This is a genomic window from Consotaella salsifontis, assembly GCF_900167365.1.
In the GTDB taxonomy this organism is placed as follows: domain Bacteria; phylum Pseudomonadota; class Alphaproteobacteria; order Rhizobiales; family Rhizobiaceae; genus Consotaella; species Consotaella salsifontis.
In genome coordinates, this window is the sequence record NZ_FUXL01000006.1 from 211327 (window position 1) to 237800 (window position 26474).

Below are 26474 nucleotides of genomic sequence, written 5' to 3' on the forward strand. Positions count from 1 at the left end.
GCTGGACAAGTGGACGACACGCTGCCCAGCCGGGAGCTGCCTGCGCCGGGGGACGAAGCGCGCCTTTCGGCGGCGCGGTTGCCATGGTTTGAGCCGCCGCTCGATCGCGCTGCAGGCCAGGGCGATATAATGCGGAGCGCCCTCCTTTCGAAACCGGACGATGGTTTCCACATCAACGCCGAGATTCTCCGCCGCGTCTTCGTCGCAAAACCAAAGCTGGTCGAGCCAGGCATTGAAATCTTGCGGCGTCATATCGGTTTCTCCTGCATTAAGGTCAGGTTGCCGCGCAGCGGTCGAGCAAGTCAAGTATCGCAGGAGTTGCAACGCTTCCAGACCACCCACGCGCGATGTCACGCCGCCGAGACAGCGGGCAGAACGACACATCCGGTGAAAAATGATGCGGTAGTATATTACCTCAACTCATAAATTATTGATTTTTCTTGCTTTTAGGTTATGACGTCGCATCCCAAGCGCCTTGACGCAAATGCGGCCGGCCGCTAAAAGCCGTGCAAGAAAATCGGTCTCGCAAGGGCCTTTTTTTGATCAGCGGGTCCATGGCCCGCCGGCAGGATTTGCTTCTCTAAAGGTCATTCCATGAAAACCTTCTCGCAAAAGACCGAGACGGTGGAGAAGAAGTGGGTTCTGATCGACGCCGAAGGACTCGTCGTCGGTCGCCTCGCCTCTCTCGTCGCTCTCCGCCTCCGCGGCAAGCATAAGCCGACGTTCACGCCGCACGTGGACGATGGTGACAATGTCATCATCATCAACGCCGACAAGGTCGTGTTCACCGGTAAGAAGTACTTCGACAAGACCTACTACTGGCACACCGGCTATGCCGGCGGCATCAAGGAGCGCAAGGCGAGGGAAATCCTCGAGGGTCGCTTCCCGGAGCGCGTGCTTGAGAAGGCGGTGGAGCGCATGTTGCCCCGCGGTCCTCTTGGTCGTCGTCAGTTGAAGAACCTTCGCGTCTACGCCAGCGCGGACCATCCTCATCAGGCGCAGAATCCGGAGACGCTCGACGTCCGCGCCTTGAACGCCAAGAATGCGAGGGCCGCCTGATGTCCCAGCTCTCCTCTCTCGAAGAACTCGGCTCCGCGACGGTCTCGACGACGGCTCGTCCCGAGGCTCCGGTTCACGTGCAGAAGCTCGACGCCCAGGGCCGCGCCTATGCCACCGGCAAGCGCAAGGACGCGGTCGCCCGCGTCTGGGTCAAGCCCGGCACAGGCAAGATCACGGTCAATGAGAAGGACTACGCGACCTATTTCGCGCGTCCGGTCCTCCAGATGGTGCTGCGTCAGCCGATCCTCGCGACCAACCGCGATGGCCAGTTCGACATCATCGTCACGGTCGCTGGCGGCGGGCTCTCCGGCCAGGCCGGCGCGGTGCGTCACGGCATCTCGAAGGCCCTCACCTATTACGAGCCGGCCCTGCGCGCCGTGCTCAAGAAGGGCGGCTTCCTGACCCGCGACTCGCGTACAGTGGAACGCAAGAAGTACGGCAAGCGCAAGGCTCGTCGGTCCTTCCAGTTCTCCAAGCGCTAACGCTCGGAAATTTCCGACGATCATCATGTCGACGGCCGGGCTAAGCCCGGCCGTTTTCGTTGGTGCCGCCTTTTCGGCCGAGTGCCCTACCCCACTTTCTCATCCAACCGCGAAGCAGATCATCCAGTTCGGAACGACACACCATGGCTTCCCGCAGCATCGACCACGCCTTTACGGCTGAAGGATTTCTCGGCGCAGCGAGCGATCCGACCTACGCTGGCGCGCCCTCGTTTCTGCGCCGCCGGTTTTCGAAGACGCCCAACGGCAGCGACGTCACGGTTTGGGGCGTGCCCTTCGACGCGGCCGTCTCCAACAGGCCCGGCGCGCGGTTCGGCCCCGCCGCCATCCGCCGCGCCTCGATGATCTTCGACAACGACCCGCAATATCCGTTCCGGCGTGATCTCTTCGAAGCCCTGTCCGTGGTCGACTATGGCGATTGCCTGCTCGACTACCGCCTGCCGGAGACGGCTCATGCGACGATCCAGGCGGAGGCGGTAAAGATACTCGGCGACACGGGCTTCCTCCTGACGTTGGGTGGCGATCATTCGATCACCTTCCCCCTGCTTGCCGCTCATGCCGCTCGGCATGGCGGGCCGCTCGCGCTCGTCCAGTTTGATGCGCACCAGGACACATGGCCTCTGGCGGAGAGTTCCAACGGCGCGATGCGCGTCGACCACGGTTCCTTCGTCACCGGCGCCGTCGCGAGCGGGTTGATAGACCCGCGCCACTCGATCCAGGTCGGCATCCGCACCCACGCCCCCGAGGACTGCGGCATCGAAATCCTCGATGGCGACGACCTGGAAGACATAACGAGCGATGCCATCGCCGAGCGCATCAGCAAGCGCGTCGGCGATACCCCGTGCTATCTCACCTTCGACATAGATTGCCTGGATGTCGCTTTCGCGCCGGGAACGGGCACGCCCGTCTCGGGCGGGCCGTCGAGCGCCAAGATGCTGTCGACCATCCGAAAGCTGGGCGGTCTGCCGCTCGTCGGAGCCGATGTGGTGGAGGTTTCTCCGCCCTATGATCATGCCGAGATGACGGCCATCGCCGCCTCGACAGTCGCCATGTACATCGTCGGCCTGAGAGCCGAGGCCAAGGGGGGCTGACATGCGACGACGACGCTTGACTCTACTTTTGAAGTGCGTGCTTCACTAGACCTGAAGAAACAATATCAACTCGTTGATTTAACGGGATCTTCCATGTCCGACAAGATCAAAATCGGCGTCCTCGGCGCGAGCGGCTACACCGGCGCTGACCTCGTGCGTCTCGCCGCCCGCCACCCCAACATCGACATTACAGTCCTGACGGCGAACAGCCACGCCGGCAAGCCGATGAAGGCTGTGTTCAAGCATTTCTCCCACATCACGCTGCCCGATCTCGTCACCGTCGAGGATGCCGACTGGGACGCTGTGGACGCGGTCTTCTGCGGCCTGCCGCACGGGACGACGCAAGCGATCTCGCGCGATATTCTGGAGAAGCACCCGAAGGTGAAGATCATCGACATGTCAGCCGACTTTCGGCTGCGCGATCCGGTGACCTACAAGGAATGGTATGGGCTAGATCACAGCGCGCTCGAAATCCAGAAGGAAGCGGTCTACGGCCTCACCGAGCGCTACCGGCATCAGATCGCGAACGCCCGCCTGATCGCCTGCCCCGGCTGCTACCCGACGGCGGTGCTGCTCGCCCTTCTGCCGCTGACCACGCACGGGCTGATCGACCCTGACGAGATCATCATCGACGCCAAGTCCGGCGTCTCGGGCGCGGGCCGTAGTCCCAAGGAGAACACGCTCTTCTGCGAGGCGGGAGAAGGCGTGTCGCCCTATTCCGTCGGCAAGCACCGCCACATGCCCGAGATCGAGCAGGAGCTTGGCGTTTCCATCGGTCGCAGCGACCTGAGGATCAACTTCACGCCTCACCTGATCCCCATGAGCCGCGGCGAGCTCTGCACCAGCTATGTCCGCCTCTCCGCCGGACACAGCGCCGACGATCTGCGCCAGGCTCTGGTCAAGGCCTACGCCGACGAGCCCTTCGTCACCGTGGCCGATCCCGGCGTTCTGCCGCAGACACAGATGGTGCGCGGCTCCAACTACGTCGTCGTCAACGTCATTCCCGATCGTATCCCGGGCCGTGCCATCGTCATCTCGACACTGGACAATCTGGTGAAGGGTTCGGCCGGTCAGGCGATCCAGAACTTCAACGTCGCCTTTGGTCTCGAAGAAACGACGGGGATCGAGCAGCTTCCGCTGTTCCCCTGAACAGGACGGATATCGGCAACATCAACGCCGACAATACGAGAGGAGGAGAGCGAATGGACTGGCAATCGATGCTGTTCCAGAATTGGCAGGGCATCATCCGCACTCTCCTTGTCGGCGTGTTGGCCTATGTCACATTGGTCCTGTTCCTTCGGATTTCGGGCAAGCGGACGCTCGCCAAGCTCAACGCCTTCGACCTTGTGGTCACGGTGGCGCTCGGCTCCACTTTGTCCGCGATCCTGCTTCAGGAATCCATCGCGCTGGCCGAGGGTGTGGCTGCGCTCGCGCTTCTCATCATCATGCAGTACGCGGTCACCTTCGTCTCCGTTCGCTCGCGCGCCTTCGCGAAGCTCATACGCTCGGAACCGGCCCTGCTCATCCGGCGGGGGGAGTTCTGTGACGAGACGATGAGGCGCGAACGGGTGACGCGGGACGAGGCGTTGAGCGCCGTCCGAGCCAATGGCGGTCATGAGGTGACAGACGTCGAGACGCTCATTCTGGAGAGCGATGGCACGTTGAGCGTTTCGCTGAGAGGCTGAAGGCCGTTGGGGAGCGGCTAAGCGGCCGAAAAGGAGAAGGCGCCGCGAGGGCGCCTTCCATGGAGAGCAATGCTGTCGAGGGCCCACCGTCAGCGGTGGTTCGCCTCGTGATCCTGATACTGCTCGTTCTGAACGTTCTTGCTGTCGAGACCACGGGAATCGCTGTGCTGCGCCTTGTCGCGGTTGCTCAGAATCTCGTTCTCTCCGACCTTCTCGTCGGGCAGATCGGTCATTCCTCCGGCGCCGGAGCCCTTTCCCTGGTCGAGGTCTCCGGGGCCCATGTGGTGCTTACTGGCCTGTGCCATGTTGCCTCCTGATACTCTCATGGTCCGCTGCCCGAGGCAGCGCTCATCAGACCAATGATCGCGCCGAAGGCAGGTTCCGTGCTTCCCTTCCCGCCTTCGTTACCCGGGACCGGGATCGAGTGCGATCACGCACTCTGTTTATCCAGTAGGCGGCAACGCACTCCAGGAACTTCGACGGAGGCGTTCCGTTGAGCCATGAGGATCGAGGAGCACCCTATGCCACAGACACCGTCACGGCCTCATCATTCAGATGATCGAGAAGTCGACGAGGGCGCCGTCGCCCATGACAGCCACACGACACCAGCCGCTGGTGACACGGTTTTGAAAAAGCCGGGCTCGCCCGACGCCGATACTCATGTCCCGGCGGCAGCCCCGATGGACACGGACTCCGAGGCCGGCGACGCCGGCGGCGGAATCGAGCCGCTGAAGCGGAAAGATTGAGAAGCGGCATCTTTGCCGGCTGGCGAATGAACGGTCAGAAAACGTCCTTGACGCGCCTCGTTGGCGTGAATTCATAGGTCCCCTTCAAGCCGCGCGCATGGGCAACCGCAAAGGCGAGCAAGGCGATGGCGCCCATCTGGTGCGCCAGCGCGAAGCCCAGCGGCACATGCAGAAGCAGCGTCGTGATCCCGAGCCCCGCCTGCAGAGCGACCATAAGGAAGAGGACGACGGCGCGGCGAGCATGGGTCGTCCCGGCGCCGAGCCACAAGGCGGCAGCCGCGTGGATGAATGTGACAATGAAAAGCACATAGGCGCCCATGCGGTGCATGAACTGAACCGTCATGGCGTTCTCGAAGAAGTTGCGCCATGCGGGAGATATCGCCAGGAGCCCATCGGGCACCCACTGCCCTGCCATCAACGGCCAGGTGTTGTAGCCTTGGCCCGCATCCAGCCCCGCCACCAAGCCGCCAAGATAGATCTGGCACAGCGCCAACATGACGATGCCGCCGGCCGCCCAGACCGAATCAGCCGATGGCGGAACGTCCCTGGAATGCGGCGCGAGACCGCGCGCCACCCAAAGCGTATAGGCAAAGATCACGCAGGCAGTGGTGAGATGCACGGCCAACCGGTACTGGCTGACGTCGGTGCGCTCGGAGAGGCCGGAGGCGACCATCCACCAGCCGATGCCGCCCTGGACCGCGCCCAGCGCCAAGATTCCGACGAGACGCGGCTTCAACGTGGGCGGAATGCGCCCCTTGATCCAGAAGATGATCAAAGGCAGGGCGAAAACGAAGCCGACCGCGCGAGCCAGGAAGCGGTGCGTCCATTCCCACCAGTAGATGGATTTGAAGGCATCCAGGCTCATACCCTGGTTGATCTCGCGATACTCCGGAATACGCTGGTAAAGCGCAAATTCCTCCTGCCATTCCTGCAGCGAAAGCGGCGGTATTACGCCGTGAATCGGCTTCCACTCCGTGATCGACAGGCCCGAATTGGTCAGCCGGGTCGCGCCGCCGACCAGGACGAGCGCGGCCACCAGGAGCGCGACGATGTAGAGCCATGCCCGGATCGCTCCGGTTCCGTGGCTTGCATAAGTCGGACGGGCTTGGGAAGAAGTCGTTGTCAAAGTGGAGCTGATCATGCTTTTTCGGCGCTGCGGAAGACGACGGCCCCTAAGTTGCGCGAAACGCCTGCAACCGCAAGCATTCTCGCTCCCATGTGATCTCCTATCGAGCGAAGAATGCGGCTAGAACTTCCGGCAAACGAGGAACCCACGATGTCCGTCAGGCTGAAGAAATTCATCGGCACCATTCTTCTCATCGTTCTGGTGTCGGTCTACGCCCTGTTCGCGACGGCCTTCGCCTCGCTCTATCTTGGGCAATCGTCTCCCTGGGTTCATCTTCTCTATTTTCTGGGAACGGGCGTTCTCTGGGTTGCTCCTGCCATGGTTCTGATCAAGTGGATGGCGACCCCGTCTGGCCCACGGCTTCGGCCGAAGACCAAGGTCTGACCGCCACGACATCGGCAAGCCCTGCCCGCTCGACCGCATCGATCCTGCCCTGGATTTCGGCTGTGGCCTCGCCTTTGCCCATTCCGACCACCACGGCCATCTCGCCATCCGACAGGCAGTGAAGAAGCCCCATGTCGAGCCCTCGCGCCTCGATCACGACGAAATCGTAGACCTCGCCGAGCAAACCGAGGATCGCCCGTGTGCGTGCGACGACATCCTCGATCTCGGCGCCGCCGGCCAATCCCAGATCGCGCGCCGAAAGGGACAGGACGTGCGTCTCGGTGAAGTGATCGCGATCGATGGCGTCGGCGATCGCGGATCGTTCCGCTGCAACGAAAGGCGGAGCGACATCGCGTCGCCCGACGCCCGTCGCCCGCAGTGCCGCAGCATCCGGCCCAAGATCGACAAGAACGCTTGGCGCACCGGCGGCCGTCAGGGTCCGGGCCAGAGAGACGCTGACGGGAGCGCCGCCGCCACCTCTCGGTGAAAACACAGCCACACGGGAAATGCCGCCGCGCATCATGGCAACGGCCAATCCCTTTAGGTCCACCGCATCCGGGAAGGTGGAGAACGGCTCAGGCAGGGTTTCGACTTTACCGGCACCAGAGCCGGAAGAAGCCGCGCTCGCCGCCGTCAACTCGTCCGGCGGCGCCGAGGCTTCGTGGAGCCTGTGGCGCGGGCCCCAAGCCGCCGTGACCGCCAGTGCGAGAAGCGACAGGACAAGCCCCAGAAGGCCGCCGACGACGGACAGAAGCAGAGCACCCGGGTACGTCTTGCGCAACGGCGCCGTCGGGTCGTCTATGATCCGGAAGGACCATCGCTCCGTATCCCCTCGCCGCTGCTTATCCAGGTCGGCAAGCCTGCTTGCAGCATCGGCGATCTGCTGGTCGAGGCTCGCCCGCTCTCCCGCCGCCGTCTCACGTTCCGCCTCGGCCTTCTTCTTGTCTGCCTGAATGGCATCGGCCTGACGACGGAGCGCCGCAGCCTGTTCGTCCATTTGCCGGACGACCCGCTCGGCCTCCGCCTCCAGCGCTCTCGTCGTCGCCTGAAGCTCGGCGCGCACGGCACCGACGGCGGAGGTGTCGACGGGATTGGAAGCCGAGAGCTCGGCGAGTCGCCGGCGAAGTTCGGCGCGACGCTCGCGGAGCTCCAGCGCCTCCTCGCTTTCGAGGTCCGCGCCCATGGTGTCGACCGGCTCATGCCTTTCCAGGCGGTCGCGAAGGCGCTGCGCCGTGTCGGCCCAGGATCGGGCTCTCGCCAGCAGATCCTCGGCTTCCTTCTCTTGCGCGGATGTGTCCGGTTGCCGCTCAAATTCGGCGTTGGTCGCCTTGCGGCGCTCTTCAAGCGCAACAAGGGCCGCCTGCTCCTGCGCGATGGTCGAGGCAAGCGCCGCCTGCGACCGATCCCGATCCGCCGCGTTGGCGCGCTCGACCAGTTCGCGCGCGGCCGCGTTGGCGCCACGGCGGGCCAGATCGGCATCCCTTGCCGCGAAGTCGATCGTCGCAACGCCTGTGGCCTTGTCCACACGACCATCCAAGGCGCGGCCGACATCCTCGATATCCGCGGGATTCGCCGATCCAAGGCGCTCCGCCACGGCCGCAAGCAATGTGGGTTCATGGAGAAGGCTGGGCACGTCGCGTCCCTCGCCCTTTGGCGCGAGGACGAAGGCGCTCGCCTGGTATTGCGGAGAGAAGAGAAGAGAGGCGCCATACCCCGCGATCGCCCCGAGAACGGTTGCGGCCGACACGACAAGTCCGAGCCAGCGCATGCGCCGGTTGCTCCTCTGTTCGGTCCTGTCCGACGCCGTGGCGGTCATTCCATCTCCCTTCGCAGGCCGGCCGAGACAGCCGCGCTTCATGTGGGAGGGTGATCATGTGGGCGCCAGTTGCAAGAACCGTCCGTCTTTACCGCGTGTTAACCTTAATAAAACTATTACTCTGCGGAAGGGCGACGCGACGCCTCTGGCCGCATCAGGGAGTGCGAACATGGCGATCCGAATCTTGGTGGCCGCCCTCCTCGCCGCGCTGCTGACAGCGTGCTCATCCTATCGCCCTACGCCCCCTGCCTTTCACGAAGTCTTGAACCAGCCCTATCGCCTGGATGCGGGTGATCGCGTCCGCGTCACGGTCTTCGAACAGGATGGGCTCACCAACACCTACACGGTCGACAAGGCTGGCTACATCGACATGCCGCTTGTCGGCTCCGTTCCGGCCCGTGGGCGCACCACCGGCGAGCTTGCCTCGGCGCTTCAGGCCGAGTTCGCCAAGGGCTATCTGCGTGATCCCGATATTGCCGTAGAGGTCGATCGTTACCGCCCGTTCTTCATCATGGGGGAGGTCGGTGCGGGTGGCCAATACTCCTATGTTCCAGGAATGACGGTCCAAAACGCGATCGCCATCGCCGGTGGCTTCTCGCCCCGTGCCGAGCAGCGCTCCGTCGACATCACCCGCCAGGTCAACGGCAAGATCCTGACCGGCCGCGTCCTCATCTCCGACCCCATCCTGCCGAACGACACCATCTACGTCCGCGAGCGGCTGTTCTGACAGCGTCCAATTCTTCAGCGGCAAGAGAGGAAGCGGCGAGGACAATTCGCTCAGTTTTGAGACGATTTTGGGCTTTGCCCCAACACTATCTTAGTCGGTGGTCCTTAGGATCAGCATTGTCTGCGGTTTTTCAAGGAGAGGCGCTGCAGAGGCCAAACTTGCCGTGGCCTCGACAAAGTGCCCACACGCGAGGTCGATCCGGATCATGCTGGATGCCAGTGATCATTCGCCGTTCTCGCCGGAAGCCGTTCGAGCAGCGCGCATTTCCCGTTCCGGAACCGTGGAACTCAGCCCGGCCGCGACCGAAGCCGCGATGCAGCTACGGTCGCGCACGATCAATCCCATGCTGGTTCCGGGGATTTGGCGCGGTGTCGAATTTGCCTCGACGTTCGCGATGGGCCTCGCGGGCCATGCCATTCTCTTCGGAACCCGCGCCTTCGGCACCCAGCTCCTCATCGCCGGCCTCGTCGCAGGAATCGGTGTGCTTTTTACCGGCTTCCTGCATGGATACCAGATATCGGTGCTACGAAGCGGCGTCCGGCAGATCCCGCGCCTGGCTCTGTCGCTTTTCGGCGCCTTCGGTCTAGCAACCGGCGTTGCGGTTGTTCTAGGGACCGCTTCCGCCGATTCGCGCTGGCTTGCAGGATGGTTTGCGGCGAGCCTAGTATTCCTCGCGATTGCCCGCCCTCTCCTGTCGATCTGTCTCAGGTTCTGGGCACGCAAGGGCGTTATGGCGCGGCGCGCCGTCATCGTCGGCGGTGGCCAGGGGGCCGAGGCGCTCCTCCACAATCTTCAACTGCAGCCGGACAGCGATATCCGCATTTGCGGCATTTTCGACGACCGGGGCGACCGGCGGTCTCCACCGATTGTCGCCGGATATCCGAAGCTGGGCACTGTGCGCGAGCTGGTCGAATTCGCGCGCATCGCGCGCATCGACATGCTGATCGTTACGCTTCCGCTGACAGCGGAGAAGCGAGTTCTTTCGATTCTGAAGGAGCTGTGGGTGCTGCCGCTCGATATACGCTTGTCGGCGCAAGCCTCACAGATCAAGCTGCGCCCGCGCGCCTACACGATGATCGGCGACCTGCCGATGCTCGACGTCTTCGACCGTCCGCTGACCGAGTGGGACGGCCTTTCCAAGCGCCTCATGGACCTCGTGCTCGGCATGCTTGCCCTCGTGCTCCTCTCCCCGCTGATGGTGGCGACCGCCATCGCCATCAAGCTCGACAGCTCAGGCCCAGTCTTCTTCCGTCAGAAGCGCCACGGCTTCAACAACCAGATCATCGAGGTTCTCAAGTTCCGCTCGCTCTACCATGAGATGGCCGATGTCGACGCGAAGCGGATCGTGACCAAAGGCGATCCCCGCGTCACCCGCGTCGGCCGTTTCATCCGCAGGACGTCGATCGACGAGTTGCCGCAACTCTTCAACGTGCTCGGCGGCAGCCTCTCCCTGGTCGGCCCCAGGCCCCACGCCGTCCACGGGCGCTCGTCGAGCAACCAGGCCTTCGTCGAGATCGTCGACGGCTATTTCGGCCGGCATAAGGTCAAGCCCGGCATCACCGGTTGGGCCCAGATCAAGGGTTGGCGCGGCGAGATCGACGATCCGAAAAAGCTGGAAAAGCGCTTCGAGCACGACCTGTACTACATCGAGCACTGGTCGATCCTTCTCGACCTCTACATCCTGATCAGGACGCCCTTCTCGCTTCTGTCTTCCGCCAACGCCTACTAAACGGAGCGTCCCGCGCTGGAACACCGGAGGGGAACCGCTTCGGTCGATCGGGGTTTTCCCGGCATGAGATTGTGTTCCACCTCCTCCCCGAAGCGCACCTTGTTTCGTCATCCCGTTTGGGCGACAACACTGTCGAGACTCTTCTGCCACCGGCCGCCGTTATCGCACGCCGGTTTCATGGCTAAGAGCTTGATGTCACGGCATTCGAAGGCTTCACGTCTGATGTCGTGCGAGGAAAGAGAAAGCCGCATCCTGGGCTCAAGCGCCGGCGCGGTCGTTCTTGCGTCATGACGGCACGAAGCAGCAAGGCACCGATGATCCGCGTCGCATCCTACAACATCAGGAAGAGCGTCGGCACCGACTGGCGCCGTCAGCCTCGGCAGATCCTCGACGTTCTGAGTGAACTCGACGCCGATATCATCGCCCTTCAGGAGGTCGATCGCCGCTTCGGCGACCGCGTCTCCTCGCTGGCGCCTCAGGCCATCGCCGAGCGCACCGCCTATAAGGCTCTACGCTTCGGCGTTCGCCCGGATAGTCTTGGCTGGCACGGCAACACCATCCTCGTGCGCAAGGAGATGGAGGTCCTCCGCTGCGAGAAGATCGTCCTGCCGGCCTTGGAGCCCCGAGGCGCCGCCCTCGCCGACATTCGCGCCGGCGACGTCAGGGTGCGCGTCGTGGGAATGCATCTTGGCTTGGTGAGCCTCTGGCGGCGCCGACAGGCACGCGCGGTGCTTCAGCAGCTCAAGCGGCTCGAGGAGCCCCTGCCCACCGTCATGATGGGCGATTTGAACGAGTGGAACACCGAAGGCGGCTGTCTGACGCATTTTGCCGAGGAGCATCATGTCGTCGCGCCGGGTCCAAGCTTTCACTCACACCTGCCCTTCGCCTCCTTCGACCGGATCATCACCAGCCCGGAGATCAAGGTGCAAGATGCGGGTGTGCATCTGTCGGAGCGGGCGCGCATTGCCTCAGATCATCTGCCTGTCTGGGCAGAACTTGCCTTCCCCGCCGAGGCCGTTGCCGCGACCGGGAGCAGGACTGCCGTCGCCGCGGATTGAGCGGGTGCGGCGCGATCTGGATTTGAGAAGGCGCGGGGCGATTGCCCCGCCAACGCGCCAAAGGATCAGGCGAGAACTTCCAGCTTGACCTTCGCCGTGCCTCTGGCGATCAACCCGACCACGGACGCGGCCTTCCGCGACAGGTCGATGATCCGATTGTGGGCGTAGGGACCGCGATCGTTGATCCTGACGATCACCGACTTGCCGTTGCGCATATTTGTTACGCGCACTTTCGTGCCGAACGGCAAGGATTTGTGAGCGGCGGTCAGCTTGTTCATGTCGAAACGTTCGCCGCTGGCCGTGGAGCGGCCGTGGAACTTCGGCCCATACCATGAGGCGGCACCGGACTGGGTCCGGAACATCGCGTCGGCGCTAAGCCCGGAAAAAAGCACGCACGTCCCCATGACCGCGCCGAGCACGGCCTTTGTCACCATCTTCATAGAGTAACCCCTCTCTCTGCGTCGGGTTTTCGGCGAGGATTCCCCTCTCACCGAAGAAGCTGCACGATTGAGCGAGGGCTTAATGACCGGGGGCTGTGACGAGAATGCGGACCGCAGCCGGCAAGAATGAGGTCATTTCGAGATGATGGAACTTTCCTGCGACATGGTTTTCAGAAAGTGAACTTCATACCTCCGGCGATCCGGGCTCTTTGTCCCAGGAAGAGGGAAGCGGATCTTGCGCAAACCTTACCCGCCGCTCGGTGAGCCAAGGGCCCTGCGCCCTCTCCCCAACACGGAAGAGCAACAAACGCTGGCTCTTCGAGCGATCTCCGAATGCCCCTGCCAAAACGGCATGCCTTCTATGCGGAGACTGGCATTGCTCATCGGCCTCGAATCCTCCACCTTCAGTTCAACCGATTAGATCGGACATTAAAGGGGATAAAGACCATGAAAATCGTCAGCACCATTCGCAGTGCCATGAAGCGCTATCGCGATTCCAACCCGGAACTCGACTACCTGAACGAGGCCACTTCCTGTGCCGATCTCGAGTGCCGTGAGCGCGAAATCACCCGCGGGCGTTTCCGCAACCAGCGTCGCATGGGGTTCTAAGTACTGTGTACGCACCTGTAATGCCAAGCCGGGAACGGCGCTCGCAGCCGCCCGGCAGGGGAACCGACGCGGATGGACCGCGCCGGCGCCGAAGCGCCCTGTTTTTTCGGGGTGACAGAGTGGGAGGGGACGGGATTTCAGATCGCCGTCCCCTTTTGTTTCGGGCCGTATAGCCGTCTCTAGACAGTTTCGCGCGGCTTGCCCTGACGAACCGCGAACATTCAGCCGACGAACGCGAGATGCGACGTATCGGCTTCGCCTGCGGGCCGCGACATCCGAGGTTGCGGCCGGAACCGCATCAAGAGCCCTGCAACTTCCAGGGCCGGCACGGGCGGGCTGAAGAAATAGCCCTGCATCTCCCGGCAGCCTTCTCGCTCCAGCACATCATAGTGCTCGGACGTCTCCACGCCCTCCGCGATGACCGAAATCCCCATGGATCGGCTGAGACCGATAACCGCGCGCACGACCGCGATGTTCTCGGGCTCGGTCAAATGCCGCACGAACGACTGGTCGATCTTCACCTTGTCGAAGGGAAACTTCGTAAGGTAGCCGAGCGACGAATATCCTGTTCCAAAGTCGTCCATCGAAAGCCGGATGCCCCGGGCGCGGAACGCCTGAAGGACGGCGAGCGTAGCCCGATCATCCTCGAGCATCAGCGACTCGGTCACTTCGAGCTGCAGACGTGACGGCGGAAGGCCGGTCGCATTCAGGATATCCTCCACCCGCCGAGAAAGATCGGGATCGCGAAACTGGATCGGCGAAAGATTGACCGAGATGGAAAGTTGGGACGGCCACTGCGCAGCTTGGCGGCAGGCCGCTTCCAGCGCCCACAACCCCATCGCGTCGATGAGCCCGACCTCTTCCGCGATCGGAATGAACTCACCCGGCGACACCAAGCCCCGCTCGGGATGCCGCCACCGGATCAGGGCCTCGAAACCTGAAATGGTTCCGCGAGCCACGTCGTAGAACGGCTGGTAGAAGAGCTCGAATTCGTCCGCCTCGACCGCCCTGCGCAGGTCGATCTCCATGCGTCGCCGCCGCTCGATGGTTTCGGCCATTTCGGGCTTGAAGAAGCGATAGGCGTTTCGCCCGGCAGCCTTGGCGCTGTAGAGCGCGAGATCGACATCCTTGAGGAGGGCGTCCGGATCGATCAAGGTCCCCGTTTCTTTTTCGGAATTGACGACGATTCCGATGCTGACGCCGATGCTGATCTTGTGGTGCTCGATATCGAACGGCGCGGCAAGCGCTGCGATCAGCCGTTTGGCCAGAGCCTCCGCGCTCTCAGGCTGAGCGACACCAACCTGAATCACTGCGAACTCGTCGCCGCCGGTGCGGGCGAGCAGGTCACGTTTGCCAACGCACTCGCAAAGCCTTGCGCTGACTGCCTTCAGCAGCCGGTCCCCAACCGGGTGCCCGAGCGTGTCGTTGACCGTCTTGAAGCCATCGAGATCCAGACTGAGAAGCGCCACGCCGGGCATTCCGAACAGCTTTTCCAACCGCTCGCGGAAGCGCAATCGGTTGGGCAGATCGGTCAAGGCGTCGTGGCGCGCCAGATGACGCATCTTCTGGTCCGCGATGTGCCGCTCGGTAATGTCTTCCAGCGTCGCCACCAGACCTCCGCCCTCGATCCATTGGCGCGAAATGGCAATCACGCGGCCATCGGGCATCTCGGCCGTGAAGAAGGCGCCCTCGCTCGGGGCGAGAACATGGTGGAGAAACGGATCGTCCAGCATTTCTCGCGAGGTCAGTCCAAATCTCCGCGCTCCGAACATCTGTTCGAAGCGCTTGTTGTGAACCATCAGCTTGAGATCCCGGTCGAAGAGGCATAGCCCCTGAGACATGTTGTTCAGCGCAGCTTCCCAGCGCGCACCCTGGATGGCGATAGTTCCGGAAAGATTGGCGGCCTGCGTCTTGCGCTCCTTTTCCATGCCGGTGATCTGTCCGGCGATGCTCGTCTGCATCGCGTCGAGCGCCCTGAGAAGCTGGGCCGTCTCGCTACGTCCGCGTGTAATGATCTGGTTGTCGAAGCTCTTGGCCGCGATCGAATTGATGATCCGCGTCGCCCGCTTGATCGGGGCAACGATGGTGCGTCCGAGAAGGAAGAACACCAGGATGGCGATCGTGGCGGCGATGCCGGCCGCCCGCCAGGTTCCAGTTCTGAACTGGTCAAGATACGCGTAGACGGCGCGCTGTGTGGTGCGTCCATCCCGCAGCACAGCGGCGGCGATTGTCGCTATCTCGTCGTTGGCGATGGCAAGATCGCTCACAACCTTGCGAGCGCTCGCAGCGCCACCGCTGGCGCGCAACCTTGAGAGCTGAACGCGCACCTCATCGATCAGCCCATGGGTCTTCTCCGAGGTGGCGATTGCGGCCGACTGCTGCAGCGTCTCATCGATTTTGGTTAGCCCATCCAGGAGAACGTCGATATTCTCCTGGCGCAGCGGTCCGGAGTCTCTCGTGCCCTGCCCTTCGCGGGCTTCGAAGGTCGTCGACAGAGCACTCAACACGCCCTGAGCCGACCGCAAATGGTCGAGCGAAACCATCCCGTGCTCGTAGAGCCGGTCGGCGCTCCGCCGGACCTCGCCCTGCGATTCAATGGCGAGTTGTGCCACCGCCACATCGGCCAGGATCAACGCCAGACACGCGATCAAGAGCTTCCATCGGATCGGCAAACGCGCCCTCCTGCTCGAGCCTGTCTCGGCGGACCCAAGTTGACATTAGGGCAGCCAACCTTAAAAAATCCTCTGTTGCCCGAAGCGTTTTGGGTACTTCCGGTGGATTCGCCGTGCTTTTTCTTTGCCACCCACGAATTGGGCGGGGTTCGAAGGTTCACGTTTCACAAGCCATAGAGCAGAGCGAGCGCTCGCCCCGCTCGGCGGTCGGAGGCCTCACTCTCCGCCTTTCCATCTCCCATTGAACATTGAAGGGACTAGTCATGGCACAATTCGACGTTGCGTCCTCCGGTCGATTCAAGATCGGCGGCAAGGAATTTCATCGCCTGGGCTTCGGCGCCATGCGCATCGTGGGCGCAGGCGTATGGGGCGAGCCGGCGGATCGCGCGGAGGCGCTTCGCGTTCTGCGGCGACTGCCGGAACTGGGCATCGACTTTGTCGACACCGCCGATTCCTATGGGCCGGATGTGTCCGAGCTTCTCATCAGGGAAGCGCTGCACCCCTACGCTGGCACATTCGTGGCCACGAAGGGCGGGCTGACGCGCAGCGGCCCCAACGCGTGGCATCCCGTCGGGCGGCCTGAATATCTGCGCCAGCAGGCGCTCAAGAGCTGCCGCAATCTCGGGGTCGAACGGATCGACCTTTGGCAGCTTCATCGCATCGACGCCAAGGTGCCGAGAGACGAGCAGTTCGACGCGATGAAAAGCCTCCAGGACGATGGCATCGTTACAGCACTCGGTCTGAGCGAGGTGTCCGTCGAGGACATTGAAGCCGCATCGAAGGTCTTCGAGGTGGCCACCGTGCAAAACCGCTACAATCTCGTCGATCGCGGCAGCGAGGCCGTCCTCGACTATTGCGAGGCAAAAGGGATCGGCTTCATCCCGTGGTTCCCGCTGGCCGCCGGCGATCTGGCCCGCCCCGGAACCGTTCTCGACTCGGTCGCACGCAAGCACGGCGCCAAGCCGAGCCAGATCGCCCTCGCCTGGATTCTGAAGCGCAGCCCCGTCGTCCTCCCGATCCCCGGCACGTCGAAGGTTTCCCATCTCGAGGAAAACGCAGCCGCTGCCGCGATCGATCTGTCGGACGAGGATTTCGCCGCGCTCGATCAGGAAGGGCGCGCCGAGGCGAACAAGAAGAAGAGCTGACCGACGACGGTGGCGGAACGGCGCTCGCCCAAATCCGTTCTGTGCGGGCGAGCGCCACCGCCGCCGTTGGAACTTCTCGTACGGGGGAACAACATGCCCAGGATCGCCTGGTGGCAATCAGGAATTGTCTATCAAGTCTATCCTCGTTCCTTCCAGGACAGCAATGGCGACGGCGTCGGCGACCTCATCGGTATCCGCAACCGCCTCGACCACTTGAAGTGGCTCGGCGTCGACGCGCTGTGGATCTCTCCATTTTTCCCCTCGCCGATGGCCGACTTCGGCTATGACGTTCAGGACTACTGCGGCGTCGACCCGTTGTTCGGCACGCTGGATGACTTCGACGCCCTGGTCGCAAAGGCCCACGGCAAAGGCTTGAAGGTGATCCTGGACTTCGTGCCGAACCACACGTCCGACCAGCATCCATGGCTCGTCGAAAGCCGCTCCTCACGCCATAATCCCAAACGGGACTGGTATATCTGGCGCGACCCGAAGCCGGACGGTAGCCCGCCCAACAACTGGGTGAGCCATTTCGGAGGCAGCGCCTGGCAGCTCGATGAAGCGACAGGCCAGTACTACTACCATGCCTTTCTGAAGGAGCAGCCGGACCTCGACTGGCGAAATCCCGAGGTCCAAAGTGCGATGCACGATACCCTGCGCTTCTGGATGAATCGCGGCGTCGACGGCTTCCGCGTCGACGTCATCTGGCTGATGATCAAGGATCGCGAGCTTCGCGACAATCCCATCAACCCCGCTTGGCACGAAGGCATGCCCGATATCCAGCGAGTTCTGCCGGTCCACACGGCCGACCAGCCGGAGGTTCATGAGGTCATTCGCGGCCTTCGCCGGGTGGTCGACGAGTATGACGACCGCGTCCTGATCGGAGAAATCTATCTGCCGGTCGATCGTCTCGTCACCTACTACGGCGAAGATCTCACGGGGACGCACCTGCCCTTCAACTTCCAGCTGATCCTGGCGCAATGGAAGGCCGACGTGGTCGCCTCTCTGATCACGGAATATGAAGCGGCTCTGCCGCCGGGAGGCTGGCCGAACTGGGTGCTTGGAAACCACGACCAGCCGCGTATCGCCGCCCGTGTCGGTGCGGCGCAGGCGCGCGTTGCCGCGATGCTGTTGCTGACGCTCCGGGGCACGCCGACCATCTACTACGGGGACGAACTAGGGCTATCGAGCGTCGCCATTCCACCCGAGGCCGCCCAGGACCCCTGGGAGAAGAACGAGCCGGGGCGCGGCTTCAGTCGTGATCCGGAAAGAACGCCGATGCAGTGGGATGAAACGGAGAATGCCGGCTTCACCACCGGCCGGCCCTGGCTGCCCCTGTCGGATGACCACACGGCCCAAAACGTCGATCGGATGCGCGAGGACGAAACGTCGATTCTATGGCTTTACCGCCGTCTCGTGGCGCTACGCCGTGAAAAAGCATCTTTCAGCATCGGTGATTTTCGCCTGCTCACCCAGTCCGGCGACGTTCTCGTTTTCCAGCGCCTCTATCGCGACGAGCGGTTCATTGTCGCGCTCAACATGAGCTCTCGTGCCGCGACCGTGGCGATCCCCGAGATGGAGAACGGTGGGGCGATTCGCCTTTCCACATCACTAAGCCGCGAAGCCGAGCACGTGTCGGCGACATTGGTCCTCGACGCCGATGAGGGGCTCGTGATCGAGCCAGCCTGAGCGACGCACCTGACTTCGATCAGGGGCGGTGCCCAAAGGTTCAGCCAAACGCCCTGGAAACGCGGGCTGTCAGCGCGTGGACGGGCGAGCCTTCACTGCCGATCTGAAACTTCGCCACCATCTGGTTCATGTTCACCGCCTCTGCCGCGAGCTCGCTGCTCGCCGCTGTGGTCTCCTCGACCATTGCGGCATTCTGCTGGGTCGCCTGATTGAGCATGTCGATAGCGGTGTTGATCTCGTTTAGCCCGGTCGCCTGGCTGCGGGACGCATCGACGATCGCGACGACGTGACCGTTGATCTCGGCCACCTCCGAAACGATCTCCTCCAGCGCGCGGCCGGTGTCGTTGACGAGCTGAACGCCGCGCCCGACCTGGTCCGCCGACTTGGAAATCAAATCCTTGATCTCCCTCGCAGCCTCGGCGGATCTCTGCGCCAGCGCCCGCACTTCCTGGGCAACCACGGCGAAACCCTTGCCGGCCTCGCCGGCACGCGCCGCCTCGACGCCCGCGTTGAGCGCCAGGAGGTTGGTCTGGAAAGCGATCTCGTCGATCACGCCGATGATCTTGGTGATTTCCGCCGACGACTTTTCGATATGTCCCATGGCCTCGACGGCGCGATTGACAATCCCGCCGGAGCGTTCGGCATTGGCCCGCGTCAGCGTCACCAACTGACCGGCCTCATCGGCCTTGCGCGCCGAGGTCGTGACGGTCTTGTTCATCTCCGAGAGAGCACCGGAGGTCTGCTCCAGCGCCGCGGCCTGTTGTTCGGTGCGGTGTGAGAGATCGTCGGCGGCCGTACGCACCTGGGAGGAGCTGACCTCGATCGATGAGGCGCTACCCGCCATCGCCCGGACCGTATCCTGAAGCTGTTCCAACGATCGGTTGAGATTATGCCGAAGAGGCTCCAGCGCCGGAATGAAGGCATGTTCCAGCCGCTGAAGGAGATCGCCCTCGGCGAGTTGCTGCAGAGCCGTCGCCAGTTCGTTGACCGCATTGACGCGCGGTGTGACGTCCGTGGCGAACTTCACCACTTTCGAAACCTTGCCGTTGGCGCAGAAGATCGGGTTGTAGGACGCCTGGATATAGACCGCCCGGCAGCCCTTCCCGATGCGCTTGTATTCGTCGGAGAGGAACTCCCCGCCCCTCAGGCGGTCCCAAAAGAGTTGGTAGTCGCGCGATTGGGCAAAGCTCGGCTCCACGAACATGCGGTGATGCTTGCCGACGATCTCCTCCCGGCGATAGCCGAGAGCGTTGAGAAAGTTCTCATTGGCGTCGAGGATCTCACCATTCGGCGTGAACTCGATCACCGCCTGCGCGCGGTTGATGGCCGCGATCTTGCCGGCGTCCTCGTTCGCCTGATGGGTAATGGCCGTGACGTCGCTGGCCACCTTGATGACCTTGTAGACCTTGCCGCTACCGTTTTTGACCGGATTGTAGGTCGCGCGAATCCAAACCTCACGTCCGCCCTTGCCGAAGCGTTGAAACCGTTCGGCGACGAATTCGCCGCGCGCGAGCTTTGCCCAGAACTCGGCATACTGAGGAGACTTCGCATACTCCTCGCTGACGAACATACGATGTTGCCGCCCGATGATCTCAGCCGGCTCATATCCCATGACGGTGCAGAAATTGCCGTTGGCGTGAAGAATCTTGCCTGTCAGATCGAACTCGATGATCGCCAGGGACCTATCGAGAGCGGCCAAGACGTTCGCGGAGTCGGACGAGAAGAGGCCCTTCATTTTATCTCCTTCACCGCCAGGGCCGTGAAAAAGAACACCAGTCGGCCGGGTCGGTGCCTCACACGAGTAGACAAAAGTTATTGAGAAATTGAGAACGCGCAATGCGAAAATACAAGTTCCCAACGACTGCAGATATAGTATGCGGTCGAGTTTATCTGCGACAATTAAACCTTCGATTGTATAAGCAATAAGTAAGAATGTGGACCGTCGGCCACGGTTGGCGCAAGGCACTCGTCGCTGAGGGCGACGGCGCAGACCCCCATGTGGCGCACCTTGACCTTGATGACGAGGCGCCGCTTTGCCTTGCCTGACCTCCCTAGCGCCCCCGCCCGCCCCACCAGAATGGAATATGCGCGAAGCACACGCGAGCCTTAAAAAAAACGGCCGGAAAACCGGCCGCCAGAGTTAGGAGGAAAGAGCGACGACCGAAAGAAAGCCCGGCCGTCGCAAGAATTTGATGTCAGGCAGCGGCCTTCATCTTCGACTGGATCATGCTGATCAGCGTTTCGGTGTCGCGGGTGAAGAGACGGATGCCATCGGCGAACTTCTCGGTCGCCATCGCATTCTCGTTCATCTCCCAGCGCCAGGAAGCCTCGGTGTAGGACTGGCGCTTCATGCTCGCGTCCTTGAAGTCCGCCGGCAGAACACGCTCGACCTCGCCCTCGGTCTGCTGAAGCTGCTGCAGCAGGACCGGGGAGACGGTCAGACGATCGATGCCCGCCAAGCCGAGAACCTGCTCGACATTGCGGAACGACGCGCCCATGACAATCGTCTTGTAGCCGAAGTTGCGCATGTAATTCTGGATGTTGCGCACACCGACGACGCCCGGATCGTTATCGGCGTTGTCGATCTTCGTGCCATGGCCCTGGTACCACTCGGTGATGCGGCCGCAGTAGGGCGAGATCATGAAGGCGCCGGCGTCGGCGCAGGCGATCGCCTGGGTCAGGCTGAAGATCAGCGTCGAGTTGACGCCGATGCCCATCTTCGTCAGTTTCTCAGCGGCCTTGATGCCTTCCCACGTCGCAGCAACCTTGATCAGGACGCGCTTGGTGTCGATTCCCTCGGCCTGATAGAGGTCGATAATGCGCTTGGTGCGCTCAACGGTGGCGTCGGTATCGAACGACAGGCGAATGTCGACCTCAGTCGAAACGAAGCCGGGAACGACTTCGAGAGACTTCATGCCAAAAGTCACAGCCAGACGATCAAGGGCGAGATTGATGAACTTGTCCGAGTCGCTCTCGCGCTTGGCGGCCCATGCGACCGCGTCGTCGATCATGTGCGCGTACTGCGGCTGGCTGGCAGCACGATAGATGAGCGTCGGATTGGTGGTCGAGTCCTGCGCGCCCAGCGCCTTCATGACCGAGAAATCACCGGTATCGGCGACGATGATGGTATGCTTCGCAAGACCTGTAAGCTTGTCGGTCATAATGTTTCTCCGTTTATTGGGTTCGCAATGCTGAAATGCCGTTTATCGGCTTTTCCTTGACTGGGGATTTCTTGCCTCTACCGAAGACGCAATCCAAAGATGCTACGTCGATCGATCCGCGCATTCATCAATCCCGCTCGCGTCCACGGCTTTCCAAGCCGAATACACGCCGAGACTGGCAGAAAAGCGTAATCGCCGATCTCTCCGGTCATTGCGGTCGCCGCGCTTGGCCAGAGCGGCTGCCGAAGGCCGAAATTCGTTTTCGGCTCAACCATCTGCACTATCCCGTGCGGTGTGACGAACTAAGGTCAACTGGCCTTGAGCGAGTGTTTAAACCGATTTGGATTGGATGGAAAGTGACCTAAGTCAAAAACCCGGAGATTTTAGAAGGTGCGGTGGACGCCGACTTAGTGGGCACCTCCTCAATTTTAGCGGGACGCGAAAACTCTCTTTTGGCCGCCGGCGGCGCGACTCCAGGGCGATCCTCATCAGGTATCCCGGGCCATGATTTCATGGTTCGCGAAAAGCCATCTATTTCAAAGAGATCAAGTAGACCGCCAGCATTACTGTCAGGAGCTGATCATCGATCAGCACGGCTTCATCCCGGCGACGCAGGCACCTGTCTCCATTCCAGGACGCGTCAAGCTGTCGCCCTCACGTCTGCCATGCCTCCACTTTCGAAGCGGCCTGCGGCATCATGTCGTAGGAAACCCTACGAAAGCGCCGGGACGATCGGTCTGATCGTTCCCGGCGCAAGAAGCGAGGCCGCCACCTTCCCTGCCCCTCACAGAGCGGCAGGAAAGGCGTGGCTTATGGCGTTCACCTCAAAGGGAATCGGCGATCGCGCGCATCCAGATCGACACAGCCTTGGCGCCGCCATCGGGAATGCCGGTGGCGCGGTCGCCGAGATAGCTGGCGCGGCCGAGACGCGCCTTCATCGTCTCGGTTGCCTGGGCACCTTTCTCCGCCGCATCCGCCGCTGCCTTCCAGGCATCGGCCTGGCTCTTACCGGCATCGACCGCGTCACCGAAGGCCTTTGCCGCCGGGAACAGAGCATCGAGCATGGTGCGGTCGCCCTCCTTGGCGCCGCCCAACGTGGAGACCGCTTCGACACCCGCCATGAAGGCCGTGGCGACCTCCTGAGGCGTGGGCGCCGCCTTGCCGGCTAGTTCGCGCGAGGCGCGCAGGAAGCCGGTGGCGTAGAACGGACCCGACGAGCCGGCGATGGCGCGGCGCAGCGCGTCGCCAATCGACTTCAGACCAGTCGAGGCATCGGCCCAAGCCACGCCGGAAAGCGCCTGAACGGCCTCGGAGCCACGCTGCATGCTCTGGCCGAGATCGCCGTCACCCGCCTTCGAGTCGAGTTCGGTCAGCGCGGGCTCTGCCGCGATGAGAGCCTTGCAGGCCGCGTCTGCAGCGGCCTTGACCTTGGCGCCGCCCTCGCCGCCGCTCGTCGCTGTCACGGCAGCCGCTTCCGGCTCGGACACGGCAACGACGATGCCGCCGTCTGGCGCGACCTTGCCGCCCCGCGGCCATGCCATCGCGTCCGTTTCCAAATCGAGCGCCGCGACGCGCGCGTCATCGAGCTTGAAGAGCGACAGCGAGCATCCCGGCATGTCGAGAGCCGAGAGGAAGGTGCCCGTCCAGGAACGTTCGACCTTGAGACCGCGCTCGCGCAGATGAGCCAGCGCGCCGCGGGCGACGATGGACAGTTCCATCGGCGGCGTCGCGCCAAGCCCGTTCACGAGAAGCGCGAGGCGATCCGTCGGCTTGATGTCGAGATCACTGATGATGGTGTCGAGGATCGTCTTGGCGAGTTCGGAGGCCTCCCGCATCTCCCCGCGCTCGACGCCGGCCTCGCCATGGATGCCAAGACCGAGCTCGATCTCCGTCTCGCCGAGCGTGAAGCCAGGCTTGCCGACGGCCGGCAGGGTACACGAGCCGAGAGCGACGCCCATGGTGCCGATGTCGGCGGCCGCCGCGTTGGCAACCTTGACGACTTCCTCAAGGCTCTTGCCGGCTTCGGCGGCGGCGCCTGCGATCTTGTGGACGAAGACCGTGCCGGCGATGCCGCGGCGGCGGCCCTTCTCGACGGTGTTACGGAGCGCGACGTCGTCGGCGACGAGAACGACTTCGCAGGGAATGCCTTCGGCGCGGGCCATTTCGGCGGCGAGGCCGAAGTTCAGGCGGTCGCCGGTGTAGTTCTTGACGACGAGAACGGCGCCGGCCGGCCCCGCGACAGCACGGATGGACGAAAGGACGGCATCGGTGGAAGGCGAGGTGAACACGTCGCCGGCAACAGCAGCGGTCAGCATGCCCTGGCCGACATAGCCGGCGTGCGCGGGCTCATGACCGCTGCCACCACCGGAGATGATCGCCACCTTGCGCTTCTCGGGCGCCGGCAGCGGGTTGCGGACGACCACCATCTCCTTGTCGAGAATGGCGAGATTCGGCGCCTGCGCGACGATCCCTTCCAGCATCTCCCGGACGACTGCCTTGGGGGAATTGATCAGCTTTTTCATTGAAGTCGTTTCCGTCCTTGAGTGATTGTTATTGAGTGTTGAGCGTCCCGCCAAACCCGCGGCCGCCACGCCGCTGCCGGAGCAACCGGACCGCAGTCGTCTCTTTCGCGTTCAGCCGAAATGAAGTCCCGACACGCGGACCATCGAGGGGCAGATGACCGGCCAGCCGCGCACGACGCGCGGCTGTGAGCCTTATGGCCGTGTTCGGTCGGGATGAGTCCTGGTTGCATACCACCGATCGTTTCGAGCACACATTGCCACATTAGATCGAGTGCCCCGGCCCTGCAATCGAGCCTTCCTGCCACACGGCGCCGCACCGTCCGCAACGCCGTTCCCGACCGTTCTATCGGCCTCTAAATCGATTTGTGTCAAGGTGGCGCGTCGTCTCTCCATGCCGCAGGATCAACGGGCGCGGCGCCGGGCCGCGCCCCTCTCCTCAGCCGAGAAAACGGTCGTAATCGGAGACGAGCAGATGCGTCGGCGCGACGTCTTCTTCTATAGTGGAGAAGCGGCCGATGGGCTCGCGGAAGATGTTGTCGGTGAGGTCGTCGTTGACCGTGGAAACCTCGCCGATGAAGACGTCGCCGCCCTCTCCCCAGAAGGCGTGCCACACGCCGGGAAGAAGCGTGACGCTTTCGCCCGGATCGAGCGACAGCCGGCTGCCCGCCTTCATGCGGCGCAAGATGCCGTCGGTCGGGACGACGACCTCGGCGTTCTCGTCAACGTTGCCGTCGGCATCGGACATGTAGAGTTCCAGCACCAGCTTGCCGCCGCCGCGATTGATGATGTCCTCGGCCTTCACCACGTGCCGGTGCATCGGCGAGATCTGATCCTTGCGCGAGATCATCGCCTTTTCAGCGTAGAGCATGCCGCGCCCGGTTCCGAGGTCGGCGGCCCGCCCATTGCGCACGGTGAAGAGAAAGAGGCCAAGTTCGTCGAACTTGCCCTGGCCGTAATCCGTCACGTCCCATCCCAGCCGTGCATCGATGATACCGCCGATCTCCGCTCGGCGCGCCTTCATCTCATCCGGGCTGAAATAGGCAAAGGGCGGCAGCACATAGCCGAACGAGCGGATAAAGCTGTCGGCCTCTTCGATAATCTCGTTGATTCTCGACCGTTGCATCGTTGCAAACTCCTCCAAGGGTCCAAATCAGGTGTCGCGCGACGTGGGCCCGCCGTCAAGCACGGACAGATGCGACGAGGGAGCGTAAGCGCTACTCGGCCGGCTGAACCGTCGCTCCGCCTGCGGCGACCAGCGCGTCAATCAAGTGGTGGACAGCCAGCGCATTCCGGCCGGTCACGCGCGGCGCGCGTCCTTCATCCAAAGCATCGAGAAAGTCCGCGATGACGGCACGGTGCCATTCGTGAGGAAAATCCATGGGGTTGGCGCCGGTGCCGCCGGTTGTCGTCAGCGGCTCGACTGCTTCCCTCATGCCGTCTTGGTAGGCAATCGAAAGGCTTGTCCCGGCGAGAACCGCCGTGCCCTTGGTACCGATGATCTCGATCTTCTCCGGAAAGCCCGGATAGGCGGCCGTCGTCGCGTCGATGACGCCCAAAGCGCCGCTGGCATAGCGCACCGCCGCGACGACCAGATCTTCCGTCTCCATGCGATGGACCGACGAAGTGGTCGAAAAGCCCCGCACCTCCGCCACCGGGCCAACCAGGCTCAGCATCAGATCCAGCGTGTGAATGCCCTGGGTGAGCAGCACGCCGCCGCCATCGCGCGCGAAGGTCCCGCGCCCGGCTTCATCGTAATAGCTCTGGGGCCGCCAGAGGCGGATGGAGGTAGAGCAGCTGACAATCGCGCCGAGGCCTCCCTCCGCGAGTCGAGCGGCTAGGCGTCCGGCGCTCTCGCGAAAGCGATGCTGCAGCACGACACCGAGCGTCACCCCCGCTTCCTCGCAAACCCGCACCATCTCGGCAGCTCGATCCGTGGTGATCTCCAGCGGCTTCTCCAGCAGCACATGCTTGCCTGCCGCCGCGCAGCGCTGCACGATATCGAGGTGGGAGTTCGGCGGCGTCAGTACGATGACGCTGTCGACGCTATCGTCCTCCAGGATCATCTCCAGCCGGTCAGCAAGCGGGAAGGCAAACTCTGCCGCGAAGGCGCTGCGCCGCGCCTCGGTCGGGCTGAAGGCCCAGGCCACGTCCACGCGGGACTCGAGGTCAAGCAGGCTGCGGGCATGAACGCCGGCCACCATTCCGAGGCCCACCAACGCCGTCCTGTGCCGCTTCGTCATCATCGCCTCCCCGCGCATTTCGGCACATAAAGCCTTATGTGGCGCCCTCGAACAAGGCGCCAACCGGCCCGGTCCGTC

General features: G+C 62.9%; 23 protein-coding genes. 13 read left to right on the plus strand and 10 right to left on the minus strand.

The window, feature by feature from the left end:
* Positions 1-9 precede the first annotated feature (9 nt).
* The 6 genes from B5D38_RS22040 (at position 10) to B5D38_RS10895 (ending at position 4335) form a co-directional block, all read left to right on the plus strand.
* A complete protein-coding gene (locus B5D38_RS22040) occupies positions 10-426 on the plus strand; it encodes a hypothetical protein (RefSeq protein WP_131829903.1) in 417 nt (138 codons plus the stop codon).
* A 168-nt stretch (positions 427-594) separates the two neighbouring features.
* Entirely contained in the window at positions 595-1059 is a 465-nt protein-coding gene (gene rplM / locus B5D38_RS10875; protein ID WP_078708438.1) for a 50S ribosomal protein L13, read from the plus strand.
* Positions 1059-1541 (plus strand): 30S ribosomal protein S9, encoded by a 483-nt coding sequence (gene rpsI, locus B5D38_RS10880; protein WP_078708439.1) that lies wholly within the window; start codon positions 1059-1061, stop codon positions 1539-1541. Before rplM ends, rpsI begins: the two co-directional genes overlap by 1 nt.
* A gap of 143 nt (positions 1542-1684) precedes the next feature.
* The gene (speB, locus tag B5D38_RS10885) at positions 1685-2650 is read left to right on the plus strand and encodes an agmatinase (protein ID WP_078708440.1); all 966 of its coding nucleotides are present in this window, start codon (positions 1685-1687) and stop codon (positions 2648-2650) included.
* Between the two features lie 93 nt (positions 2651-2743).
* Positions 2744-3799: an N-acetyl-gamma-glutamyl-phosphate reductase gene (gene argC, locus B5D38_RS10890; protein WP_078708441.1), complete on the plus strand. Its 1056-nt coding sequence runs from the start codon at positions 2744-2746 to the stop codon at positions 3797-3799.
* A 53-nt stretch (positions 3800-3852) separates the two neighbouring features.
* On the plus strand, positions 3853-4335 hold the full coding sequence (locus B5D38_RS10895; RefSeq protein ID WP_078708442.1) for a DUF421 domain-containing protein: 483 nt from the start codon (positions 3853-3855) through the stop codon (positions 4333-4335).
* An 89-nt stretch (positions 4336-4424) separates the two neighbouring features.
* Here B5D38_RS10895 and B5D38_RS10900 read toward each other — a convergent pair whose 3' ends face one another.
* Both B5D38_RS10900 and B5D38_RS10905 read right to left on the minus strand, forming a co-directional pair.
* On the minus strand, positions 4425-4640 hold the full coding sequence (locus B5D38_RS10900) for a hypothetical protein (protein WP_078708443.1): 216 nt from the start codon (positions 4638-4640) through the stop codon (positions 4425-4427).
* A 475-nt stretch (positions 4641-5115) separates the two neighbouring features.
* Positions 5116-6222: a COX15/CtaA family protein gene (locus B5D38_RS10905; protein ID WP_078708444.1), complete on the minus strand. Its 1107-nt coding sequence runs from the start codon at positions 6220-6222 to the stop codon at positions 5116-5118.
* 135 nt (positions 6223-6357) lie between these two features.
* Here B5D38_RS10905 and B5D38_RS10910 point away from each other — a divergent pair, with 135 nt between their 5' ends.
* A complete protein-coding gene (locus B5D38_RS10910; protein ID WP_078708445.1) occupies positions 6358-6591 on the plus strand; it encodes a DUF2842 domain-containing protein in 234 nt (77 codons plus the stop codon).
* Here B5D38_RS10910 and B5D38_RS10915 read toward each other — a convergent pair.
* Entirely contained in the window at positions 6536-8407 is a 1872-nt protein-coding gene (locus tag B5D38_RS10915; RefSeq protein WP_078708446.1) for a hypothetical protein, read from the minus strand. The two genes, B5D38_RS10910 and B5D38_RS10915, sit on opposite strands and share 56 nt — an antisense overlap.
* Positions 8408-8576: 169 nt before the next feature.
* On the opposite strand from B5D38_RS10915, the gene B5D38_RS10920 reads away from it, so the two are divergent.
* From B5D38_RS10920 to B5D38_RS10930, 3 genes are all read left to right on the plus strand, one after another.
* Positions 8577-9134: a polysaccharide biosynthesis/export family protein gene (locus tag B5D38_RS10920; protein WP_078708447.1), complete on the plus strand. Its 558-nt coding sequence runs from the start codon at positions 8577-8579 to the stop codon at positions 9132-9134.
* Positions 9135-9339: 205 nt separating this feature from the next.
* The gene (locus B5D38_RS10925) at positions 9340-10863 is read left to right on the plus strand and encodes an undecaprenyl-phosphate glucose phosphotransferase (protein ID WP_078708448.1); all 1524 of its coding nucleotides are present in this window, start codon (positions 9340-9342) and stop codon (positions 10861-10863) included.
* A gap of 314 nt (positions 10864-11177) precedes the next feature.
* Entirely contained in the window at positions 11178-11921 is a 744-nt protein-coding gene (locus tag B5D38_RS10930; protein WP_078708449.1) for an endonuclease/exonuclease/phosphatase family protein, read from the plus strand.
* A 65-nt stretch (positions 11922-11986) separates the two neighbouring features.
* Here the strand turns inward: B5D38_RS10930 and B5D38_RS10935 are convergent, their stop codons facing one another.
* Positions 11987-12355 (minus strand): septal ring lytic transglycosylase RlpA family protein, encoded by a 369-nt coding sequence (locus B5D38_RS10935; RefSeq protein ID WP_078708509.1) that lies wholly within the window; start codon positions 12353-12355, stop codon positions 11987-11989.
* Positions 12356-12808: 453 nt separating this feature from the next.
* Between B5D38_RS10935 and B5D38_RS22200 the strand changes: the two genes are divergently transcribed.
* Positions 12809-12970, plus strand: a complete 162-nt coding sequence (locus tag B5D38_RS22200) for a hypothetical protein (RefSeq protein WP_165690836.1) — start codon at positions 12809-12811, stop codon at positions 12968-12970.
* 221 nt (positions 12971-13191) lie between these two features.
* Here the strand turns inward: B5D38_RS22200 and B5D38_RS10940 are convergent, their stop codons facing one another.
* Positions 13192-15642, minus strand: coding sequence for a putative bifunctional diguanylate cyclase/phosphodiesterase (locus tag B5D38_RS10940; RefSeq protein WP_131829904.1), 2451 nt, complete (start codon positions 15640-15642; stop codon positions 13192-13194).
* Positions 15643-15905: 263 nt separating this feature from the next.
* Between B5D38_RS10940 and B5D38_RS10945 the strand changes: the two genes are divergently transcribed.
* Both B5D38_RS10945 and B5D38_RS10950 read left to right on the plus strand, forming a co-directional pair.
* Positions 15906-16787: an aldo/keto reductase gene (locus B5D38_RS10945; protein WP_078708451.1), complete on the plus strand. Its 882-nt coding sequence runs from the start codon at positions 15906-15908 to the stop codon at positions 16785-16787.
* Positions 16788-16880: 93 nt separating this feature from the next.
* Complete coding sequence (locus B5D38_RS10950) at positions 16881-18473, plus strand: alpha-amylase family glycosyl hydrolase (RefSeq protein WP_078708452.1); 1593 nt, start codon at positions 16881-16883, stop codon at positions 18471-18473.
* Positions 18474-18513: 40 nt separating this feature from the next.
* Here B5D38_RS10950 and B5D38_RS10955 read toward each other — a convergent pair whose 3' ends face one another.
* The 5 genes from B5D38_RS10955 to B5D38_RS10975 all read right to left on the minus strand — a co-directional run bounded on the left by B5D38_RS10955 (position 18514) and on the right by B5D38_RS10975 (position 26396).
* The gene (locus tag B5D38_RS10955; protein ID WP_116002663.1) at positions 18514-20208 is read right to left on the minus strand and encodes a methyl-accepting chemotaxis protein; all 1695 of its coding nucleotides are present in this window, start codon (positions 20206-20208) and stop codon (positions 18514-18516) included.
* A 460-nt stretch (positions 20209-20668) separates the two neighbouring features.
* Positions 20669-21634 (minus strand): transaldolase, encoded by a 966-nt coding sequence (tal, locus tag B5D38_RS10960; RefSeq protein ID WP_078708453.1) that lies wholly within the window; start codon positions 21632-21634, stop codon positions 20669-20671.
* Positions 21635-22458: 824 nt separating this feature from the next.
* Entirely contained in the window at positions 22459-24156 is a 1698-nt protein-coding gene (gene dhaL / locus B5D38_RS10965; protein WP_078708454.1) for a dihydroxyacetone kinase subunit DhaL, read from the minus strand.
* 436 nt (positions 24157-24592) lie between these two features.
* The gene (locus B5D38_RS10970; protein ID WP_078708455.1) at positions 24593-25279 is read right to left on the minus strand and encodes a D-lyxose/D-mannose family sugar isomerase; all 687 of its coding nucleotides are present in this window, start codon (positions 25277-25279) and stop codon (positions 24593-24595) included.
* A 91-nt stretch (positions 25280-25370) separates the two neighbouring features.
* Entirely contained in the window at positions 25371-26396 is a 1026-nt protein-coding gene (locus B5D38_RS10975; protein WP_425349330.1) for a Gfo/Idh/MocA family protein, read from the minus strand.
* Between the last annotated feature and the right edge of the window lie 78 nt (positions 26397-26474).

What these genes read in the sequence shown, in the direction of transcription:
- B5D38_RS10915 (WP_078708446.1), bottom strand. Translation starts at nt 8,407, where the DNA reads ATGACCGCCACGGCGTCGGACAGGACCGAACAGAGGAGCAACCGGCGC.
- B5D38_RS10950 (WP_078708452.1), top strand. Translation starts at nt 16,881, where the DNA reads ATGCCCAGGATCGCCTGGTGGCAATCAGGAATTGTCTATCAAGTCTAT.
- B5D38_RS10895 (WP_078708442.1), top strand. Translation starts at nt 3,853, where the DNA reads ATGGACTGGCAATCGATGCTGTTCCAGAATTGGCAGGGCATCATCCGC.
- B5D38_RS10975 (WP_425349330.1), bottom strand. Translation starts at nt 26,396, where the DNA reads ATGACGAAGCGGCACAGGACGGCGTTGGTGGGCCTCGGAATGGTGGCC.
- B5D38_RS10930 (WP_078708449.1), top strand. Translation starts at nt 11,178, where the DNA reads ATGATCCGCGTCGCATCCTACAACATCAGGAAGAGCGTCGGCACCGAC.
- B5D38_RS22200 (WP_165690836.1), top strand. Translation starts at nt 12,809, where the DNA reads ATGAAAATCGTCAGCACCATTCGCAGTGCCATGAAGCGCTATCGCGAT.
- B5D38_RS10910 (WP_078708445.1), top strand. Translation starts at nt 6,358, where the DNA reads ATGTCCGTCAGGCTGAAGAAATTCATCGGCACCATTCTTCTCATCGTT.
- B5D38_RS10920 (WP_078708447.1), top strand. Translation starts at nt 8,577, where the DNA reads ATGGCGATCCGAATCTTGGTGGCCGCCCTCCTCGCCGCGCTGCTGACA.
- B5D38_RS10900 (WP_078708443.1), bottom strand. Translation starts at nt 4,640, where the DNA reads ATGGCACAGGCCAGTAAGCACCACATGGGCCCCGGAGACCTCGACCAG.
- rplM (WP_078708438.1), top strand. Translation starts at nt 595, where the DNA reads ATGAAAACCTTCTCGCAAAAGACCGAGACGGTGGAGAAGAAGTGGGTT.
- tal (WP_078708453.1), bottom strand. Translation starts at nt 21,634, where the DNA reads ATGACCGACAAGCTTACAGGTCTTGCGAAGCATACCATCATCGTCGCC.
- B5D38_RS10970 (WP_078708455.1), bottom strand. Translation starts at nt 25,279, where the DNA reads ATGCAACGGTCGAGAATCAACGAGATTATCGAAGAGGCCGACAGCTTT.
- B5D38_RS10935 (WP_078708509.1), bottom strand. Translation starts at nt 12,355, where the DNA reads ATGGTGACAAAGGCCGTGCTCGGCGCGGTCATGGGGACGTGCGTGCTT.
- argC (WP_078708441.1), top strand. Translation starts at nt 2,744, where the DNA reads ATGTCCGACAAGATCAAAATCGGCGTCCTCGGCGCGAGCGGCTACACC.
- B5D38_RS10905 (WP_078708444.1), bottom strand. Translation starts at nt 6,222, where the DNA reads ATGATCAGCTCCACTTTGACAACGACTTCTTCCCAAGCCCGTCCGACT.
- B5D38_RS10955 (WP_116002663.1), bottom strand. Translation starts at nt 20,208, where the DNA reads ATGAAGGGCCTCTTCTCGTCCGACTCCGCGAACGTCTTGGCCGCTCTC.
- B5D38_RS10945 (WP_078708451.1), top strand. Translation starts at nt 15,906, where the DNA reads ATGGCACAATTCGACGTTGCGTCCTCCGGTCGATTCAAGATCGGCGGC.
- B5D38_RS10925 (WP_078708448.1), top strand. Translation starts at nt 9,340, where the DNA reads ATGCTGGATGCCAGTGATCATTCGCCGTTCTCGCCGGAAGCCGTTCGA.
- dhaL (WP_078708454.1), bottom strand. Translation starts at nt 24,156, where the DNA reads ATGAAAAAGCTGATCAATTCCCCCAAGGCAGTCGTCCGGGAGATGCTG.
- rpsI (WP_078708439.1), top strand. Translation starts at nt 1,059, where the DNA reads ATGTCCCAGCTCTCCTCTCTCGAAGAACTCGGCTCCGCGACGGTCTCG.
- speB (WP_078708440.1), top strand. Translation starts at nt 1,685, where the DNA reads ATGGCTTCCCGCAGCATCGACCACGCCTTTACGGCTGAAGGATTTCTC.